The following is a 15,623-nucleotide window of genomic DNA, read 5'->3' as shown; positions in this document are numbered from 1 at the left end:
TTTTTATGCGGCATGCTTCTCATCCTGTTCTGAGCTGCTCGGAATCGAACGAGTGGGAGCGGGGCTTGATGAAGAGCGACGATCAGGGATGGAGCGCCATGCGTCGGGTCGGGCGGAAGCTGGCGAGCGCGATCTGTAGTGACTTTTCGATGACGCGCTTGCCGCAGCGCGACTGGCGTGTGCTGGCTTTGGTGGGGAAGGGGAACAATGGCGGAGACGCTCTGCTCGCAATCCGCGAGCTGCTGAAGATGCCCCGGAAGATCAGCGATGTGACTTTGATCTTCAGCTCGCCCGTTTCCGATTTGAAGCCGCTTGCTCGCAAGGCTTATGAGCTGATCGCGGAGAGCGAAGCGCTGCGTACGCTGGACCCCGCTGGGATGGAGGAAGGCGATTGGCTGGCGCTGGTCGATTCCGTTTTGCATCAGGGTCCGTATGAGCTTTGCATCGACGGACTCTTGGGCATGCAGTTCAAGCCTCCCCTGCGCGGTGGAAGCGGAGTCCTCATTGAGAAAGTCAATGCCTTGCGCTGCATCGGTCTGCGCGTGGCGGTCGATCTGCCGAGTGGTACGGGTGATAGCTCCGACGAGCGACCGTTTCGGGCGGACATCACCTACGCGACGGGCGTTTTCAAGAGTCCGCTGCTGAAAAACGAAGCTTGCGGCATGATCCGCTATTTGGATGTCGGCTTTTTCGAAGAGGATCGCGAGAGCGTCTGTCGTGTCATTACGGATACGGTGCTGGATCCGCTGCGGGCGTTTCGTCCAGCGTCGGCGGACAAGCGATCCTATGGGCATTTGCTGGTGCTTGCCGGATCGCGCTCCATGCCTGGGGCGCTGGCGATGAGCGTGAAGGCCGCCTCGCGAAGCGGCGTGGGCCTGGTCACGGTGCTGGCTCCCGAATCCATCGCGGGGCGGTTCGCGGCGAGCTTGCCCGAGGCTATGTGGCGCTCCTGGCCGGAGACGCCGGAGGGCGGCTTGGCGTTGGAAGGCATTTGGCAGGTGCAAACGCTCGCTTCTAAAGCGACGGCTTTGCTGGCTGGTCCGGGGATGGGGCAGGAGCGCGAGACCCGAACCATGCTGCAGGAGCTCGGGCGCATGTGGGAGAAGCCAGTCTTGCTGGATGCGGACGCCTTGCAGCCGGAGATCGTCCAGGCCTTCACTGCCGGGGGCAACGAGGGAGTTGTGGTCACCCCCCACGACGGAGAGTTCTGGCGCCTGAGCGGTCGAAAGGATTCCTCGCTTGAGGCCATCGCTGGCTACGCCGAGGACCGAAAACTCGTTTTGATCAAGAAAGGAAGCTGCACCCGCGTCTCTCGGGGCGACCTCACTTGCGTTTGCCCGACGGGCAATGCGGTGCTGGCGCGCGGAGGAAGCGGCGATCTGCTGGCGGGGTTGGCGGCAGGGCTGATGGCCCAGCGTCCCGACGACTGCTTCGTGGCGGCCTGTCAGGCAGTTTATTGGCACGGAAGAGCTGCGGATGTTTGGGCGATGAAAAACGGCCAGCACGCGGCCCGCACTACAGACTTGTTGGACTTTCTCTCGCCGGCGCTTGATAGTGGCGAGTCATGGAATCCCCACTCTCCCGTCGAGAGGCCTACTGGGTCTTGAACGGCCTGCCTGCTATTGGCCCCATCTCTCTCAATCGCTTGCTGCATCGCTTCGGTGGCGACCCCTGTCGCGTCCTCGAGGCGGACCGGGCGTCCTTGGCCTCGGTGCAGGGGCTGCAGAAACGGGCGGTCGAGTCTCTGCTCGATTGGAGAAACCGTTTCGATCTGCAGCGCGAGATGGCTCAGGCGGCATCGCGGGGAGTCGATTTCGTGACCCGTGAGGACGGTGACTATCCCGCGCTGTTGAAGGAGATCGATGATCCGCCTATCGGCTTGTATCGACAGGGAAACTACGATTTCAAGAAGCCGTCCGTAGCCATCGTGGGCACTAGGAAGACCACGCTGTACGGACAGTCGGTGGCCCGCTGCTTCGCTCGCGATCTTGCTCAAATCGGGTTCTGCGTGGTGAGCGGCATGGCTCGGGGCATCGATACCTTCGCTCATCGCGGCGCCTTGGAGGCGGAAGACGGCAGCACGGTGTGCGTACTAGGGAACGGGATCGACATCGTGTATCCGCCGGAAAACATCGACCTCTACAAGGACGTTCAGAGATGCGGGGCGGTGGTGAGCGAGTTTCCTTTTGGCAGGCGGGCGGATCGGCAAACCTTTCCCATGCGCAATCGACTCGTCAGCGGCATGTCGCACGCCGTCGTCGTGATCGAGTCCGAGGAGGCGGGCGGTTCCATGATCACGGCCCGCTTCGCGGCGGATCAGGGGCGCTTGGTCTGCGCCGTGCCGGGCAGGATCGATCAGGCCTCTAGCCGTGGATGCCATCAGCTCATACGCGACGGGGCCCTCTTGCTGGAATCTATCGACGACCTGTTGGAGGAGTTGAACCATCTGCGCCAGGCCCCAGCCTTGGAGCTCGAATCCGAGTCGGAGGATTTGTTTTCTCAGGACGACGCCTTGGACGAAGACCAGAAAGCGCTGCTCGACGTTCTGGCGGGAGGCGAGGCCTACGATCTGGAAACGCTATCCCGCATGCTGGACCATCCGGTGGCGTCGCTGTCCGTCGGCTTGATGACCCTGGAGCTGAAGGGACGCGTCGTGAAGCGCCTGGACGGTCGCTACGAGCTAAGCGTGCGATTGGGTCGCGTCTAGGCTTGATGCGGCCGCGGTTGCAGTCCGGCCAGGGCGACTAGCTTCGGAATCAGGTACGCTCGCTCGGCTGTTCGAGAGCGGGGAGCCCGTCGATGCTGAGGCGGTTCTTTTCCGCTTGGTACGCCGTCACTCCTTCTCGGCCTTTGGCGTTCGCCCATTTGTCGAGGATGTCGCGCTCGCCTTGATAGTCGAAGTAGGGGACTGAGTAGCCGCAGGAATCCGAGACGCGTTGGACCTCGATGCGGATGATTGAGCGCATCCCCGGATTGCTGGGAAAGCGGGAGGCGAGCGATTGGAACGAGTCGTCACTCGGTAGATGCGCCGTACCCGTTCCGTGGAGACGCACGATTTGCGGACCGCCTTCGAAGGCGCAGAACATGATAACGATGCGCCCGTTTTCCCGCAGGTGAGCAATGGTCTCGGCGCCGCTGCCGGTGTAGTCGAGGTAGGCGACCTCCTTGGGGCCTAGAATGCGGAAACAATCGCCACCCTTCGGCGACAGGTTGATGTGTCCGTCCGCCGAGAGGGGGGCGGATCCGACGAAAAACAGTTTCTGCTGCTCGATCCAGCGAGCGAGTTTCGGGGTGATTTCTGGATGCAGTTTCATAGAAGAGAGCGTTGGTGTTAGCCATCAAGATCGAAACCGGCGGTATCGGCCGCAGGTCCTAGCGAAGGGTTCACCAGCTACTACGAGTGGCCAAGCTGGAAGCTTGAAACGAAATCCCTTCGGTTCGCGATCTCACTTGACGGTCAGACGAAATTGCTTGCCGCAGCGCTTGTTTTTGCGGCGCTGCTCGGCTGACTTTTAGGGATGCGACCCCCTCTTGTTACCCTCGCGCTCTTCCTCGTTGTCTCCAGTTTCGCCGCCCCGAGTCAGGATCGATTGGCGGAGATGATCGACGACTTTTTTCGTGACCCGGAGACGGTCGGATTTCAGGTGGCGCCAGGCGGGCGCTGTTTGAGCTACGGCGAGTATTTGGACAAGAGCCGCCGCTCCCTGATGACCGTGGATTTGGAGAAGGGGGAGAGTCGCGGTCTGGCTGCGGGTCCCGGGCAGGACATCTACAGCCAGGGCTGGGTTTCGGAGAACCGCTTGATCGGAGTGAAGCTGGGTTTGTCTGGGAATCGGATTCTCGGGGTGTTTTCCGCGGAGCCGCTGTTCAACGACATCCGGAATCTGGACGACGGCCTGGAGCGCTTGCCCCGCGTGCTGCACACCATGCCGCACGATCCGGAGTACTGCGCGGTGATTGATCGACGGGTCCGAACCCGTTTTCCGGATGTTCGCTACATGAACGTGATCACTGGAGAGCTGGTCAGCCGTGTGAAGAATCCTGGCCGCGGCATTCGTTTCTTTTTGGATACGCTGGGCCGTCCGAGAGTGGTGAAATGCCTGGGTGAAAAGGAAGGGGAGTCGACTTGGATGTATCGGTCTGGCGAAGACGATTCGGATTGGGTCGAACTGGAGTTGTCGCGACGGATCGAGGACTGGCATTTCTTCGATGCGGGCGCCACGGCTTTCGCAGAGGTGCATGATGACGAGCGGGTATTCGTGCAGCTGTTCGATTTCGAGAGCGGGCAGCTGGTGCGGGATCCTATCAAGAGCGAGCTTTGCGACGTGACCGTGGACGGCTTCATGACCGATCCGACGAGTTTGGGACTTTACGGGATTCGCATCGACGAGCCGATGCCGCGGGTGGTGTGGTTCGACGCGGGGCTGAAGCAGTTGGCCGAGCAGTTGGAAACGAGCTTGCCGGGCGCGAACGTCTCCTTCCTCGGCGTGAACAGCGTGAACCAATCGATCTTCTTTCGCTCGGCGAGCGATATAGATCCCGGGACCTATTTCGAGCTGACGAAGGACGGTCAGGTGAAGCGGATCGCGCAGATCAATAGCAGGCTGGCGAATTACGATTTGGCGCGCACGCGCCCGATCTCGTTCGTCAATCGAGAGGGTCAGGAGATTCGCGGCTACCTGACGCTCCCGCCCGGTCGGGAAAAAGGGGTCCCTCTCCTCGTCGATCCGCACGGCGGACCGCACGCCCAAGACAAATGGGGCTTTCGAGCGAGGAACCAATTCTATGCCCAGAACGGAATCGCTGTATTGAATATCAACTACAGAGGGTCGTCCGGAAGAGGTAGAGCCTTCTGGCTGCAAGATGGCTTTGTATCCATCCTAGAACGATCGGTGGATGACGTGATCGACGCCACCAAGTGGGCGATGGAGCAGGGGATCGCGGACCCGAAACGCATCGCCATCAGTGGAGGCAGTTTCGGTGGCTACATCGCGGTGGAGTCGGCGGCTCGTGCCCCCGAGCTTTTTCGGTGCTCGGTCGGCTTCGCCGGAGTCTACGATTGGCATCGCCAATTGCTAGCCAGCCGGAGAGACGACCGCTATGGTTGGGACTGGTTTTTGGAGGATGAGATCGGCGACTTGAAGGGAAACAAAAAGGAATATCAGAAGTATTCGCCCATCTTTTACGCGGAACGGATTCAAGCGCCGGTGCTGCTCGTGCACGGTGCCAGCGACGATCGAGTGGAAGTCGGCCAGTCCAAAGCCTTGCACAAGGCGCTTCTGAAGGCGGGGAAAACGAGCGAGCTAGTCGTGGATTCCTGGGGACGTCATGGGTTTATCGACGAGGAGCGTCGCGTCGATTTCTACACCAAGGAATTCGAATTCATATCGAAGTACGTATTGAGAAACTGAATGCGCCTCAGGGAATGGCTGCCTAGCTCGAGGGCTCGTTTTCCTTCTTCAGCGTAACTTCGCCAGCACGCGCCAGAAACCGTGAGCCGTCGTCACGCTCCACGATGAGCGAACCGGTTAGATCGATGCCGCGAGCCACGCCGGAGATCTGGTTGTCGCCTTGCATCAGGCTGATCGTCTTGCCACGCAAGGTGTCGAACTGCGGCCATTTTTCCTTCGCGATGGCCTTGTGGGCGCCGTCAAGAAACTGTTGATACGCGATAGCGATCCTGCCGGTGATGGCGGCGAAGAGACGGTTCACGTCCATGGTTTCTCCGGTCGCTTGACTGAGGGAGATGGCGACGTTTTTCAGCTCCTCAGGCCAGTCGCTTCCGTCGCTGTTGGCGTTGAGCCCTATCCCGAGGATTACGTCGCGCACTTGGTCGGCTTCCATGCGGGCCTCGGTCAGGATGCCAGCCACCTTCCGACCGTCGATGTGTATGTCGTTTGGCCACTTCACCCCGCATTTGATTCGATAGAGGGAGTTGATGCATTCGCATAGGTTCAGGCCCATCCAGAGGGTGAACAGCGACATGTGGCTGGGTGAGACGAAGGGCCGAAAGGCGAAGCTGGAATAGACGTTTCCATTGGAAGGGCTGTGCCAAACGCGTCCCAGGCGGCCGCGCCCTAGCGTTTGCTTGCGGGCGATCACCACAAAGGGGGCTTCCTGTCCGTGAGCGAGCAGTCGCTCAGCCTCCGAATTGGTGCTGTCGATTTCGTCGTGCACGAAGACCGTGAAGGCGGAGGCCTTGCGGGTGAGCTGGGCTTGGATCAAGGTCTGGTTCAGGATGGAAGGGCGCCCGGTCATGCGATAGCCCTTGCTGCGAACCGCTTCGAAATCGAAGCCCTGCGCCTTCAGCTTTTCCATGTATGACCAAATGGATACGCGAGAGACGCCGATGAGCTCGGCGAGTTGGCTGCCTGAAACATATTCGTCTTCCGCGAGCAGGAGTTCGCGAATGATTTGCACGTCTTTGTCGTCCATCGTGGTGTGCCTTATTCCCAATCCAGACCGATGTCGATCCATGAACTTTGATGAACGAGAGCCCCGGTCGAAATGAAATCCAAGCCGATGCCAGCGATGCGAGGCAGTCGCTCGATGGTGATGCCGCCGCTGGCCTCGGTGCAAGCCCGGTCGCCTATCAGCTTGATCGCCTCATGCAGTTCCTCGTCGGCGAAGTTGTCCAGCATGATCACATCGACCTCGGCGGCTAGGGCGTATTCGATTTGCTCGAGCGCGTCGACCTCCATCTCCACCAGCATCTTCGGATGCTTTTGGCGCGATCTTCGAACGGCTTCCACTGTGGCCGCTTTGGGCTCGGGACCGAATGCGGCGATGTGGTTGTCCTTGAGCATCACTCGGTCGAAGAGACCGATGCGATGATTCCAGGCCCCTCCGCAGGCCACGGCGTACTTCTCCAGTATGCGGTAGCCAGGCGTCGTCTTTCGCGTATCGAGCAGGCGAGTCGAAGTCTCGCCGAGCGCTGCGACGTAGCGTCGGGTTTCGGTGGATACGCCTGAGAGCATCTGCAGAAAATTGAGCAACGGTCGCTCGGCGCTGAGCAAGGCTCGCACCGGACCGCTGATGGAGGCGATCGATTGGCCGGGGCGCAGGAAGTCGCCATCCTGGCAATCGGGGGCTAGCGACAGGCCAGGGTGGTAGGCGGCGAGGACTTCGCGAGCCAGCGGGAGCCCGCATACGACCAGTTCCTTGCGCGCTCTGAGGTAGGCTTTCGCCTTCTGATCGGCGGGCAAGAGGGCCGCTGAATGATCGCCCGGCGTCTTGGTTCCGGACCTGAGTCCACCTCCCTCCAGGTCCTCTTCTTTGGCCAGTTGCACCAAGGCTTGCACGGGAGTGAGGTCGATGTCCTGCCAAGTGATTCGTTGGCAGCAAAGGTCGGGTCGCTTGCGAGGAGATCCTGTCATGGAAGGATGAATACGGGGATTCGAGGTGAGGGGGCGCTCCGTGACGCGATGGAGCCCCTCGTCTAGACGCGGATAGTGACGGAGAACTTGCCCGTTTCTCCGGGACCCACGCTGTGGAAGCCGATCTTGTGCTCGGGGCTGTTGGGAGGGCCCATCCAGGGCTCGATGCAAAAGAAGGGAGAGTCCTCGGATTCGGTCCAGGTGACCAGGGCGTAGTCGGGGTTGGGGGTGGATTGCGTGCCGATCTCGATGTCGATTTGCGATCCGTCTTTGGTATTGGAGCACTCGACGATGGGATCTGTAAGCCTGTAGTGAATACGGTCGATCAGGGCTTTGGTGGAAAGCGGGCTGGTTCTCTTGAAGGCCACTTCCTCCAGACTGCCGTTTTGCAGCTGGCGAGACGCTTTTTTGGCGGGGATTTTCAGGTGGTAGTCGGCGCGTGTGGTGGCGTCGGCCCAGGGAAGGGTGAAGTAGAAATGATGGCCAGCCGACCACGGGATGGAAACCGTATCCTGATTGCTGAGGCGCAGCTCCACGCTGAAGGCTTTGTCGTCGAAGCGGTAGATGACTTCGAACTCGTAGTCGTAGGGGTAGGCCTGCTGATCCTCCTCGGTTGGCAGAAGCTTCGCGGCGAAGCCTTTCTTGTCGATGCGCGTGATTTCGAAGGCGCCTTGCCGGGCGAAGCCGTGCATGGGCATGGGCCGAGATACGCCCTTGGGGTCGGTCCAGCGCCCAATCTGTCCGTTTTCGAAGGTGCGGGCGCAGAAGGGGAAGAGGATGGGGTTGCCCCCGCGGGCCTTCACGAACTGATCGGTCGAGGAAAGGTCGGGCCAATGGACGATGTCGCGGAAGCTGCCGTCGGCGTAGCTCAGGTTCCAATTCATCAGGCGCGCTCCTTTTTCTGGCCAGGCGAGAAAGGTCGACACTCCGACCTGCCAACGATAGATGCGCGCTCCTAGGTACTCTACTTCCTCCATGATTTGTGTTTGGCATAAAAAGGCGTTTTGCGGGATTTGCGAAAGGATTTTTCGAAATCGGCTTTCATTTGCCCTTGCGGGGGCGGAGGGTATTAGCCGGGCAGGCTCTTCAGGGCAGTTTCCTATTAATAAACGAGTTGCAATGGGTGAGTCTTGATTTTCGTTGGCAGATAGAACAGCCTGATCCTTCCGATGACAAATCGTTGCCTTACCCTGTTGAGCGCCTTCCTCGTCGCTTGGTCGTCCCCGCTTTTCATCCGTGCTCAGGAGGTCGAGCAGACGCCCGCCGAAAGCGCGGCGGAGCCGGTCCAGGCCGAGTCGGTTGAAGCTCCCCGAGCCGCTGCGCAGAGCCGCTTCTACGTGATCCCAGTGCAGGGACCGATCGGGCAGCCGACGCTTTTCGCTATTCGCGGTGGAGTGAAGACCGCTATCGAGGAGGAGTACGACTACGTGGTGCTGGACATGGACACGCCTGGCGGACGGCTCGATTCGACTTTGGAAATCATGGAGGTGCTGGATCGCTTCCCGGGAAAGACGCTGACCTATGTCAACGACGAGGCGACTTCCGCGGGGGCCATCATCGCGTCGGTCACGCAGCAGATCTATTTCGCTCCCAAGGCCACTATGGGGAGCGCGGAGCCGGTGACGGGGCAGGGCGAGGATATCAACGATTCTATGAAACGTAAGCTCATGTCCTACCTCAACGCGAAGATGGAGGCGTATACCGGCGAGTATCCGTACCGCAGCGAGGTCATTCGCGCCATGATGGACCCCGATTTCGAGCTGAAGATCGGCGACGAAGTGATTTGCCCGGAGGGCGAGCTGCTGAATCTAAACGCCAAGCGAGCCCATATGGAGTACGGAGACCCACCGTCTCCGCTGCTGGGATCTGGCATCGTGGATGAACTGGATCCGTTGCTGAGAAGCCTGGCAGGGGGAAAGGAGCCGCAGATCACCCGCTTCCAGGCGACATGGTCGCTCAACCTGGCGGAGTTCATCGTGAGTCTGGCCCCGTTTCTCTTGGCGGTGGCGTTCATCACGGTCTACATCGAGTTTCAGTCGCCCGGATTTGGCGTGTTCGGCATCACTGGAGTGATCTGCTTTCTGGTGGCCATATTCGGCCACAACGTGGCGGGACTGTCCGGTCACGAGCCCATGTTGCTCTTCCTGCTGGGCATTTTGCTGCTGTCGCTCGAGGTATTCGTAGCCCCGGGCACCTTGTTTTTCGCGATTCCCGGCTTCGTGATCATGATCGCGAGCCTTATTTGGGCTATGGCGGACATCTGGCCGGCCAACACGCCTGACTATCAGTGGGAGTGGGCGATGTTCGAAGAGCCGATCCGAAACCTGCTGGGCGGTTCCTTGCTTGGGATTGTGATGATTCTCATACTGGCCCGCTTCCTGCCGAAAACCTTCATCTGGGACCGTCTGGTGTTGAAGGAGGCTGTGGTCGGCGATGCCCGCGTTCCTGAGTCGCCAGACCTCGGGACGTCGCCGTCGCCGCTGAACGGCAGCTTGGCCAGGGCGGTCTCCGATCTGCATCCCTCGGGAGAAATCGAGTTCGAGGGCCGGCGTTTCGATGCGCGCTGCGAGACCGGCTCCATACGGCGCGGAGCTCGGGTCAAGGTGCTTCGTCGCGAGGATTTCGCCTACGTCGTGGAGGAGGCCCGCTCATGAGCGTGATCGTGGGACTGCTGGTGCTGGGCTTCGCCCTCATCATGTTGGAAATCTTCATTCCAGGTGGCATCGTGGGGCTCTTTGGTGGGGCGAGCCTGCTGTTCGGCATCTGGCTCGCCTACCGCGAATTCGGGGTGGACGGGGCCTTGATCGCCTTTCTGGTCAGCGTGGTGGGAGTTGTGCTTTGCTTGTTCGTGGAGTACAAGATTCTGCCCAAGACCAAGGTGGGGAAGCGGCTGTTTCTCGAGGACCGCGTTTCCGGGAGGAGTCAGCCGGATGTGGGTCAGAGCGAGTTGATCGGGGCGACGGGTCGCGCGGTCACCGCGCTGGCGCCGTCCGGCCAAATCGTGGTGGACGGCCGCAAGCTCGAGGCCTGTTCGCGTAGTGGTTTTCTGAATAAAGGACAAAAAGTACGCATCGACTCAGTCGATCAGTTCAAAGTAACCGTATCCAAAATTTGACTATGATAAGCAATACAATGATCACAATCGCTTTGGCGGTCGTAGGCCTGATCGGTCTCGTCGTCTTCTTCTATCTATTATCCTTCTTCCAGACCTGGCTGAAAGCGGTGTTGGCGCGAGCGACTGTGGGCTTCGCCACTCTGGTGGCGATGCGTTTGCGAGGCGTGCCCTACAACGCGGTAGTCGACGCGAAAATCACTGCCGTGAAGGCAGGGATCGATCTTCACGAGGGCCAGCTCGAAGCTCACTACTTGGCAGGGGGCAACCTGCTGCCCACGGTACAGGCGATCATCGCTGCCAAGAAGGCGGGCATCAGTCTGGATTGGGAGCGAGCCTGCGCCATCGACCTGGCGACGAAGGGCTCGGAGAAGTCGGTCGTGGAAGCGGTTCGCACCTCGGTCGACCCGAAAGTGATCGATTGCCCAAGTCAGGACGGTCCGAAGAAGACCATCGATGGTGTCGCCAAAGATGGAATACAAGTGAAAGCCAAAGCTCGCGTGACGGTCCGCACCAATCTCGACCGATTCGTCGGGGGAGCCAAGGAGGAAACCATCATCGCCCGCGTTGGGGAGGGCATCGTGACCACCATCGGTTCGGCCGATAGCTACAAGACGGTTCTGGAAAGTCCGGACAGCATTTCACGCGTGGTCTTGGATCGTGGCTTGGATGTGGGTACCGCGTTTGAGATCCTCTCCATCGACATCGCCGACGTGGATGTGGGCCAGAACGTTGGGGCCATGCTGCAGGAGGCCCAGGCCGAAGCGAACAAGAACATGGCTCAGGCCCAAGCGGAAATCCGTCGCGCCGCGGCGGTGGCTCTGGAGCAGGAAATGCAAGCGAGAGTGCAGGAGATGCGGGCTAAGGTGGTGGAAGCGGAGGCTCAGGTGCCGCTCGCCATGGCGGAGGCTTTCCGCAGTGGAAATCTGGGCATCATGGACTACTACAAGATGAAGAATGTGGAGTCCGACACGCGCATGCGCGATTCCATATCCGGCAAGGGCGAAAGCGAGAAGGACGCCAAGTAGCTAGATGGACTGGCTGTTTGACAATCTAGGCAAGCTCGCTCCCCTGGCGATTTTCGTCTTCTACCTGATTTCCGCGCTGAGAAGCCGGGGCGAGGAGGAGGAAGAGCAGGATCCCGAAGCTGCGGAAAGGGCGCGTCGTATCCAGGAGGAAATTCGTCGCAAGATCCTGGAGCGCCAGCAAAAGGGAGGCGAGAAGGAGGGCCAGTCGACCGGTCGTCCAGAGCCTGCCGAACAGTGGGAGCCGGAACCGTACGATCCGTTTGTCCCTGAGCGCCCGGTGCACGAACGCCTGGCCGAGCGTCGTCAACGCGAAGCGCAGGAACGTCGGGCCGCCGAGGAGCTTCGGCGCAGAGAGGAGCGGAGCGAGGCGGAGAGACCGGTGAGGCCGGAACCGGTCTTCCAAGCCGCCGAAGAGGCCGTTTCAAGCATCGATTCGCTCGAGGACGAATACGAGAAGCAGCGCCGCCAGATTCAGGACAAGCTGGAGCAAGCGAAGCGTCTGCGGGCGCAAGCTCAGGAAAAGTCGAAGGCTGCTGGCAGGCGCGATGTTTGGCGTCGCGAGGTCGCTTTGCCGGTTAGCACGCTAAGGGGGCAGCTCGCTCAGGATTTGAAGGGTGCTGACTCGCTCAAGAAGGCGATCGTGCTGAAGGAGATTCTGGATACGCCGGTTGGTCTTCGCTGAGCGAAGGGCGAGTTTTTCCATTTCGAAAAAAAAGGTTCTTCCGCATTTTGCGGATGAACCAAAAAAAAGCCGCAGCGAGTCGCTGCGGCTTTTTCATGTGATAAAACGATTCGGCTCGTGCCGTTTCTTACGACGGTTTCTGGTCCGTCAGCACCAGCCAGAGGGCGTGTACCATGGAGGCGGTGCCGAAGGTGAGCACCAGAAGAACCAGATTGATCCAAAGGTGCTTGGTGGCCCCGACCTGAATGAAGACCGCCACCGGGGCGAGTAGGATCGCCAGGATGACCTTGAGAACTTTGTCGTCCATCCGCTAGGCAGCCTAGGATTTCGATTCGGACACCTGGTGCATGTAAACGTCCTGCTGCGGGAATGGGATGGTGAGGCCGCCTGCTTCCAGGGCTTCCTTGCCAGCCTTGGTGAGCTCGAGCTTGGCCGGCCACCAGTCGGATGCCGCGGTGTAGACGCGGAAGAGAATGTTGACCGACGAGTCGCCTAGGCTATCGACCTTGATGAAGGGCGCTGGGTCCGTCTTCACGCGAGGATCGTCGGCGGCGAGCTTTTCGAGGATTTCAAGGGCTGCATTGATATCGTCGCCATAGGAAATGCCAAAAGGAATGTCGAAGCGGCGCAGGCCTTGATCGGTGTCGGAGAAATTGACGATGATATTGCCCCAGATCTTGGAGTTGGGAATCATGACCCGCGGGCAGTCGGGCTGGTGGGCGTGCGTCACGAAGAGTCCGATCTGATCGACCAGGTAGACGTCTCCGCCGGCGATCTTGACGGCATTCCCCGCCTTGAACGGCTTGAGGATGAGGATCATTACGCCCGCCGCTATGTTGCTCAGCGTGCCTTGCAAGGCTAGACCGATGGCCAGACCGGCGGTACCGAGCACTGCGATGAGGCTGGCGGTTTCCACCCCGAACTTGCCGAGCACGATGATGATGACGATGGTCATCAAGCCGGCATAGCTCACCTTGCGAGCGATGGCTGCGATCGAGCTGTCAGTGCTGGGCGATTTTAGGATGAAGCCTTCGACGCGTTTGCTGACGAACTTGGAGACCATCGAGCCGATCACCAGAATGATGATGGCTCCGATGATATTCATCCCGTAGCTGGTGGCGAAAGCGATCAGGTAGTCGATGACCTGCTGAGAGGTTTCCTGCGCTTTCACGATGATATCGGCGGATTCTTCGGTTGCGGCGTCAGGCGTGGCGGCCTGAGCGAGAGGAAGGATTAGGTGACCTAACATGGTTGGTATTCGTGTGACGTGGTTAGCTGATGACAGAGCCTTGGGACTCTGGACGATAGGGCCAAATATGGTAAAAAAAGTGTCGATAGCGATCCTAAACCGCTTCGACATAGGCGTTTGAGGCGATCGTGAATTAGTTCGCGATCCCGTTGTCCGATAGCCTGAGGGTGGCGGGAAGCCAGCTGCTAACCGCTAGGCGCTGCTTTTTTCGGACAGGGCCTGGGTGACGATTTCGATCGGGTAGGCGTCCTCTTCGGAGCCACCGTCATCGGCGTTGGGGTCCTCGCTTTTCATCGGGTATTCGAGGGCGAAATCGGCGAAGTGGACCAGCTCGAAGCGTCCGTCATGGTGCTCCACGATGGCGGAGAGCGATTCCACCCAGTCTCCGGAGTTGAGGTAGTGCAAATCGCCGAACATCTTGTCTGCGGGAGTGTGGATGTGCCCGCAGATCACGCCGACGCAGCCTCTGGATTCGGCGAGCTTGGCCAGCTTTTCCTCGAAATCCGAAATGAAGTTAACCGCTTTCTTTACCTTGGCTTTGATCGCCTTGGAGAGGGAGTGGTAGTCCTTCCCTCGCCATGCTCGGTACTTGTTGTACCAGCGGTTGATGTTCATCAGCATCTTGTAGCCCCAGTCGCCGAGATGGGCCAGGAAGGTGAAATTCTTCGTCACGGTGTCGAAGATGTCGCCGTGCAGCACCAGATAGCGGCCGTTGGGCGTTTCGTGAATGTAGTCCTCCACGATGGATACCGTGGAAAATTGCAAGGGCAGGAAGCGGCTCAGGATATCGTCATGGTTCCCGCGCAGGTAGATGACCTCCTGCTGCTTCTTCTCCACCTTTTTGAGCACCCACCTCACAAATTTCGTGTGGTCCTTGGTCCAACGGCTTCCGCGGCCCAGCTGCCAGCCATCGATGATGTCGCCGTTGAGCACAAGCCGATCGCAGCGCGTGTTTTTCAGAAAGTGCAGCACTTCCTTCACCTTGCAATTGAGGGTGCCAAGGTGAACGTCCGATATGAAGATCGACTTGTATTTGAGCGGTGGCTTCTTCATGCATTGCATCCGGCTGGAGGGGGGCGGGAGCTTTGCTCTTATGATAAAAAGGCTGTCGCTCTAGCCCGCGAGTCAATTGTTTTTCCTAGCCCAAGATGTAACTGCCTCGTAACTGTGGAGTTGCGTGAAGGTCACAAATGGACGATTCTACACAGTCAAAACGTAAAAAAGCGGTGCGTCTGGATCCGTTTTTTTGCCTCTCGGGTTGCACGGCGGTGGGCAAGACGGAGCTCTCGCTGCAATGGGCGGAGGCCAACGACGCGGAGATCGTGTCCTGCGACTCGCTGCTTTTCTACCGAGGCATGGATATTGGCACGGCTAAGCCGACTGCCGAGGAACGAGCCCGGGTGCCTCACCACCTGATCGACATTCTCGAGCCGAGCGAACCCATGGATGTGGGGCGATTCGTGGAGCTGGCTATCGAGTCCATCCGGGAAATCCAGTCGCGTGGGCGCAAGGCCCTGATCACGGGGGGCAGCGGCTTCTACCTGAAGGCCTTTCTCGCTCCAGTGGTCGACGAGGTGGAAGTCACCGAGGCGATTTCGCGCCAGGTGGCGGACGTGATGGAGTCGGGGCTGGAGCGGGCGGTGGAGGAGCTGCGCCGGCGGAATCCCGAGGGACTCGATGGATTGGACGAACGAAATCCGCGTCGCGTCAGCAAGGCTCTGGAACGCTGTTTGCAGTCAGGTCGGACGCTGCTGCAGCTGAAGCAGTCGTTTCGGTCCCTTCGCAACCCCCTGATTGATGCGGAAAAGAGGGTGGTGATACTCGAGCGCGATACTGAGAGCTTGAATCGCCGAATCGAGCAGCGCGTCCACCTAATGCTCCAGGCGGGACTGCTGAAGGAGGTCGAGCTCCTGCTGCAGCGGGGCATCGAGCGCAATCCCAGCGCCAGCCGCTCCATCGGCTATCGCGAAACGATTGGGTATCTAAAAGGCGAATACGATCGCCAGGAGATGGTGGAAAAGCTCATCGTGAACACCCGCCGGCTCGCCAAGAAGCAGCGCACGTGGTTTCGCGGTCAGCTGCCGCCAGGCGCGATCCACCGACGGGTCGATGAAACGCCGCTCGAGGTCTCGACGCTCTTCGAGGGATGAACCGGTCCACCTGGGAGTACCGGTCA

Annotated in this window: 15 protein-coding genes; 8 read left to right on the top strand and 7 right to left on the bottom strand. The window is 59.7% G+C overall.

Translation table 11 applies throughout. The features are described from left to right. Positions 1-5 precede the first annotated feature (5 nt). Together QEH54_RS17495 and dprA are read left to right on the top strand one after the other, a co-directional pair. Complete coding sequence (locus QEH54_RS17495) at positions 6-1,607, top strand: NAD(P)H-hydrate dehydratase (protein ID WP_309019998.1); 1,602 nt, start codon at positions 6-8, stop codon at positions 1,605-1,607. Then, positions 1,565-2,707, top strand: coding sequence for a DNA-processing protein DprA (dprA, locus tag QEH54_RS17490; RefSeq protein WP_309019997.1), 1,143 nt, complete (start codon positions 1,565-1,567; stop codon positions 2,705-2,707). The genes QEH54_RS17495 and dprA overlap by 43 nt, the downstream gene beginning before the upstream one ends. Before the next feature lie 49 nt (positions 2,708-2,756). On the opposite strand, the gene QEH54_RS17485 is transcribed toward dprA, so the two are convergent. Next, a complete protein-coding gene (locus QEH54_RS17485) occupies positions 2,757-3,314 on the bottom strand; it encodes a pyridoxamine 5'-phosphate oxidase family protein (protein ID WP_309019996.1) in 558 nt (185 codons plus the stop codon). A 204-nt stretch (positions 3,315-3,518) separates the two neighbouring features. Here QEH54_RS17485 and QEH54_RS17480 point away from each other — a divergent pair, with 204 nt between their 5' ends. After that, positions 3,519-5,411 carry a prolyl oligopeptidase family serine peptidase gene (locus QEH54_RS17480; RefSeq protein WP_309019995.1) on the top strand — a complete coding sequence of 631 codons (1,893 nt, stop codon included), beginning with the start codon at positions 3,519-3,521 and terminating at the stop codon, positions 5,409-5,411. Between the two features lie 22 nt (positions 5,412-5,433). Here the strand turns inward: QEH54_RS17480 and QEH54_RS17475 are convergent, their stop codons facing one another. The 3 genes from QEH54_RS17475 to QEH54_RS17465 all read right to left on the bottom strand — a co-directional run bounded on the left by QEH54_RS17475 (position 5,434) and on the right by QEH54_RS17465 (position 8,353). Further along, complete coding sequence (locus tag QEH54_RS17475; protein ID WP_309019994.1) at positions 5,434-6,435, bottom strand: biotin--[acetyl-CoA-carboxylase] ligase; 1,002 nt, start codon at positions 6,433-6,435, stop codon at positions 5,434-5,436. Between the two features lie 11 nt (positions 6,436-6,446). Next, the gene (nadC, locus tag QEH54_RS17470) at positions 6,447-7,376 is read right to left on the bottom strand and encodes a carboxylating nicotinate-nucleotide diphosphorylase (protein ID WP_309019993.1); all 930 of its coding nucleotides are present in this window, start codon (positions 7,374-7,376) and stop codon (positions 6,447-6,449) included. Between the two features lie 62 nt (positions 7,377-7,438). Continuing rightward, complete coding sequence (locus QEH54_RS17465) at positions 7,439-8,353, bottom strand: hypothetical protein (protein ID WP_309019992.1); 915 nt, start codon at positions 8,351-8,353, stop codon at positions 7,439-7,441. Between the two features lie 192 nt (positions 8,354-8,545). Between QEH54_RS17465 and QEH54_RS17460 the strand changes: the two genes are divergently transcribed. Genes QEH54_RS17460 through QEH54_RS17445 form a run of 4 tightly spaced genes read left to right on the top strand, consistent with a single transcriptional unit; the run spans position 8,546 to position 12,198 of the window. Then, complete coding sequence (locus QEH54_RS17460) at positions 8,546-10,030, top strand: NfeD family protein (RefSeq protein WP_309019991.1); 1,485 nt, start codon at positions 8,546-8,548, stop codon at positions 10,028-10,030. Next, on the top strand, positions 10,027-10,491 hold the full coding sequence (locus QEH54_RS17455; RefSeq protein ID WP_309019990.1) for an NfeD family protein: 465 nt from the start codon (positions 10,027-10,029) through the stop codon (positions 10,489-10,491). Before QEH54_RS17460 ends, QEH54_RS17455 begins: the two co-directional genes overlap by 4 nt. A 2-nt stretch (positions 10,492-10,493) precedes the next feature. Continuing rightward, complete coding sequence (floA, locus tag QEH54_RS17450) at positions 10,494-11,516, top strand: flotillin-like protein FloA (RefSeq protein ID WP_309019989.1); 1,023 nt, start codon at positions 10,494-10,496, stop codon at positions 11,514-11,516. Between the two features lie 4 nt (positions 11,517-11,520). After that, positions 11,521-12,198 carry a hypothetical protein gene (locus tag QEH54_RS17445; protein ID WP_309019988.1) on the top strand — a complete coding sequence of 226 codons (678 nt, stop codon included), beginning with the start codon at positions 11,521-11,523 and terminating at the stop codon, positions 12,196-12,198. Between the two features lie 127 nt (positions 12,199-12,325). On the opposite strand, the gene QEH54_RS17440 is transcribed toward QEH54_RS17445, so the two are convergent. From QEH54_RS17440 to QEH54_RS17430, 3 genes are all read right to left on the bottom strand, one after another. Next, entirely contained in the window at positions 12,326-12,505 is a 180-nt protein-coding gene (locus QEH54_RS17440) for a YqaE/Pmp3 family membrane protein (RefSeq protein ID WP_309019987.1), read from the bottom strand. A gap of 12 nt (positions 12,506-12,517) precedes the next feature. After that, a complete protein-coding gene (locus QEH54_RS17435) occupies positions 12,518-13,447 on the bottom strand; it encodes a mechanosensitive ion channel family protein (protein WP_309019986.1) in 930 nt (309 codons plus the stop codon). 192 nt (positions 13,448-13,639) lie between these two features. Further along, positions 13,640-14,500, bottom strand: coding sequence for a UDP-2,3-diacylglucosamine diphosphatase (locus tag QEH54_RS17430; protein ID WP_309019985.1), 861 nt, complete (start codon positions 14,498-14,500; stop codon positions 13,640-13,642). A gap of 137 nt (positions 14,501-14,637) precedes the next feature. Between QEH54_RS17430 and miaA the strand changes: the two genes are divergently transcribed. Then, positions 14,638-15,597, top strand: a complete 960-nt coding sequence (gene miaA, locus QEH54_RS17425; protein ID WP_309019984.1) for a tRNA (adenosine(37)-N6)-dimethylallyltransferase MiaA — start codon at positions 14,638-14,640, stop codon at positions 15,595-15,597. Positions 15,598-15,623: the final 26 nt, after the last annotated feature.

It is taken from the genome of Pelagicoccus sp. SDUM812003, assembly GCF_031127815.1.
Lineage (GTDB): Bacteria > Verrucomicrobiota > Verrucomicrobiia > Opitutales > Opitutaceae > Pelagicoccus.
The sequence above is the reverse complement of the archived record's forward strand: the minus strand, read 5'-3'. Positions and strand labels throughout refer to the sequence as shown.

Excerpts from the sequence above, each read along its gene's own strand:
- QEH54_RS17460 (WP_309019991.1), top strand. The coding sequence starts at position 8,546 with ATGACAAATCGTTGCCTTACCCTGTTGAGCGCCTTCCTCGTCGCTTGG.
- QEH54_RS17465 (WP_309019992.1), bottom strand. The coding sequence starts at position 8,353 with ATGGAGGAAGTAGAGTACCTAGGAGCGCGCATCTATCGTTGGCAGGTC.
- nadC (WP_309019993.1), bottom strand. The coding sequence starts at position 7,376 with ATGACAGGATCTCCTCGCAAGCGACCCGACCTTTGCTGCCAACGAATC.
- miaA (WP_309019984.1), top strand. The coding sequence starts at position 14,638 with ATGGACGATTCTACACAGTCAAAACGTAAAAAAGCGGTGCGTCTGGAT.
- QEH54_RS17455 (WP_309019990.1), top strand. The coding sequence starts at position 10,027 with ATGAGCGTGATCGTGGGACTGCTGGTGCTGGGCTTCGCCCTCATCATG.
- QEH54_RS17475 (WP_309019994.1), bottom strand. The coding sequence starts at position 6,435 with ATGGACGACAAAGACGTGCAAATCATTCGCGAACTCCTGCTCGCGGAA.
- floA (WP_309019989.1), top strand. The coding sequence starts at position 10,494 with ATGATAAGCAATACAATGATCACAATCGCTTTGGCGGTCGTAGGCCTG.
- QEH54_RS17485 (WP_309019996.1), bottom strand. The coding sequence starts at position 3,314 with ATGAAACTGCATCCAGAAATCACCCCGAAACTCGCTCGCTGGATCGAG.
- QEH54_RS17430 (WP_309019985.1), bottom strand. The coding sequence starts at position 14,500 with ATGAAGAAGCCACCGCTCAAATACAAGTCGATCTTCATATCGGACGTT.
- dprA (WP_309019997.1), top strand. The coding sequence starts at position 1,565 with ATGGAATCCCCACTCTCCCGTCGAGAGGCCTACTGGGTCTTGAACGGC.
- QEH54_RS17440 (WP_309019987.1), bottom strand. The coding sequence starts at position 12,505 with ATGGACGACAAAGTTCTCAAGGTCATCCTGGCGATCCTACTCGCCCCG.
- QEH54_RS17495 (WP_309019998.1), top strand. The coding sequence starts at position 6 with ATGCGGCATGCTTCTCATCCTGTTCTGAGCTGCTCGGAATCGAACGAG.
- QEH54_RS17445 (WP_309019988.1), top strand. The coding sequence starts at position 11,521 with ATGGACTGGCTGTTTGACAATCTAGGCAAGCTCGCTCCCCTGGCGATT.
- QEH54_RS17435 (WP_309019986.1), bottom strand. The coding sequence starts at position 13,447 with ATGTTAGGTCACCTAATCCTTCCTCTCGCTCAGGCCGCCACGCCTGAC.
- QEH54_RS17480 (WP_309019995.1), top strand. The coding sequence starts at position 3,519 with ATGCGACCCCCTCTTGTTACCCTCGCGCTCTTCCTCGTTGTCTCCAGT.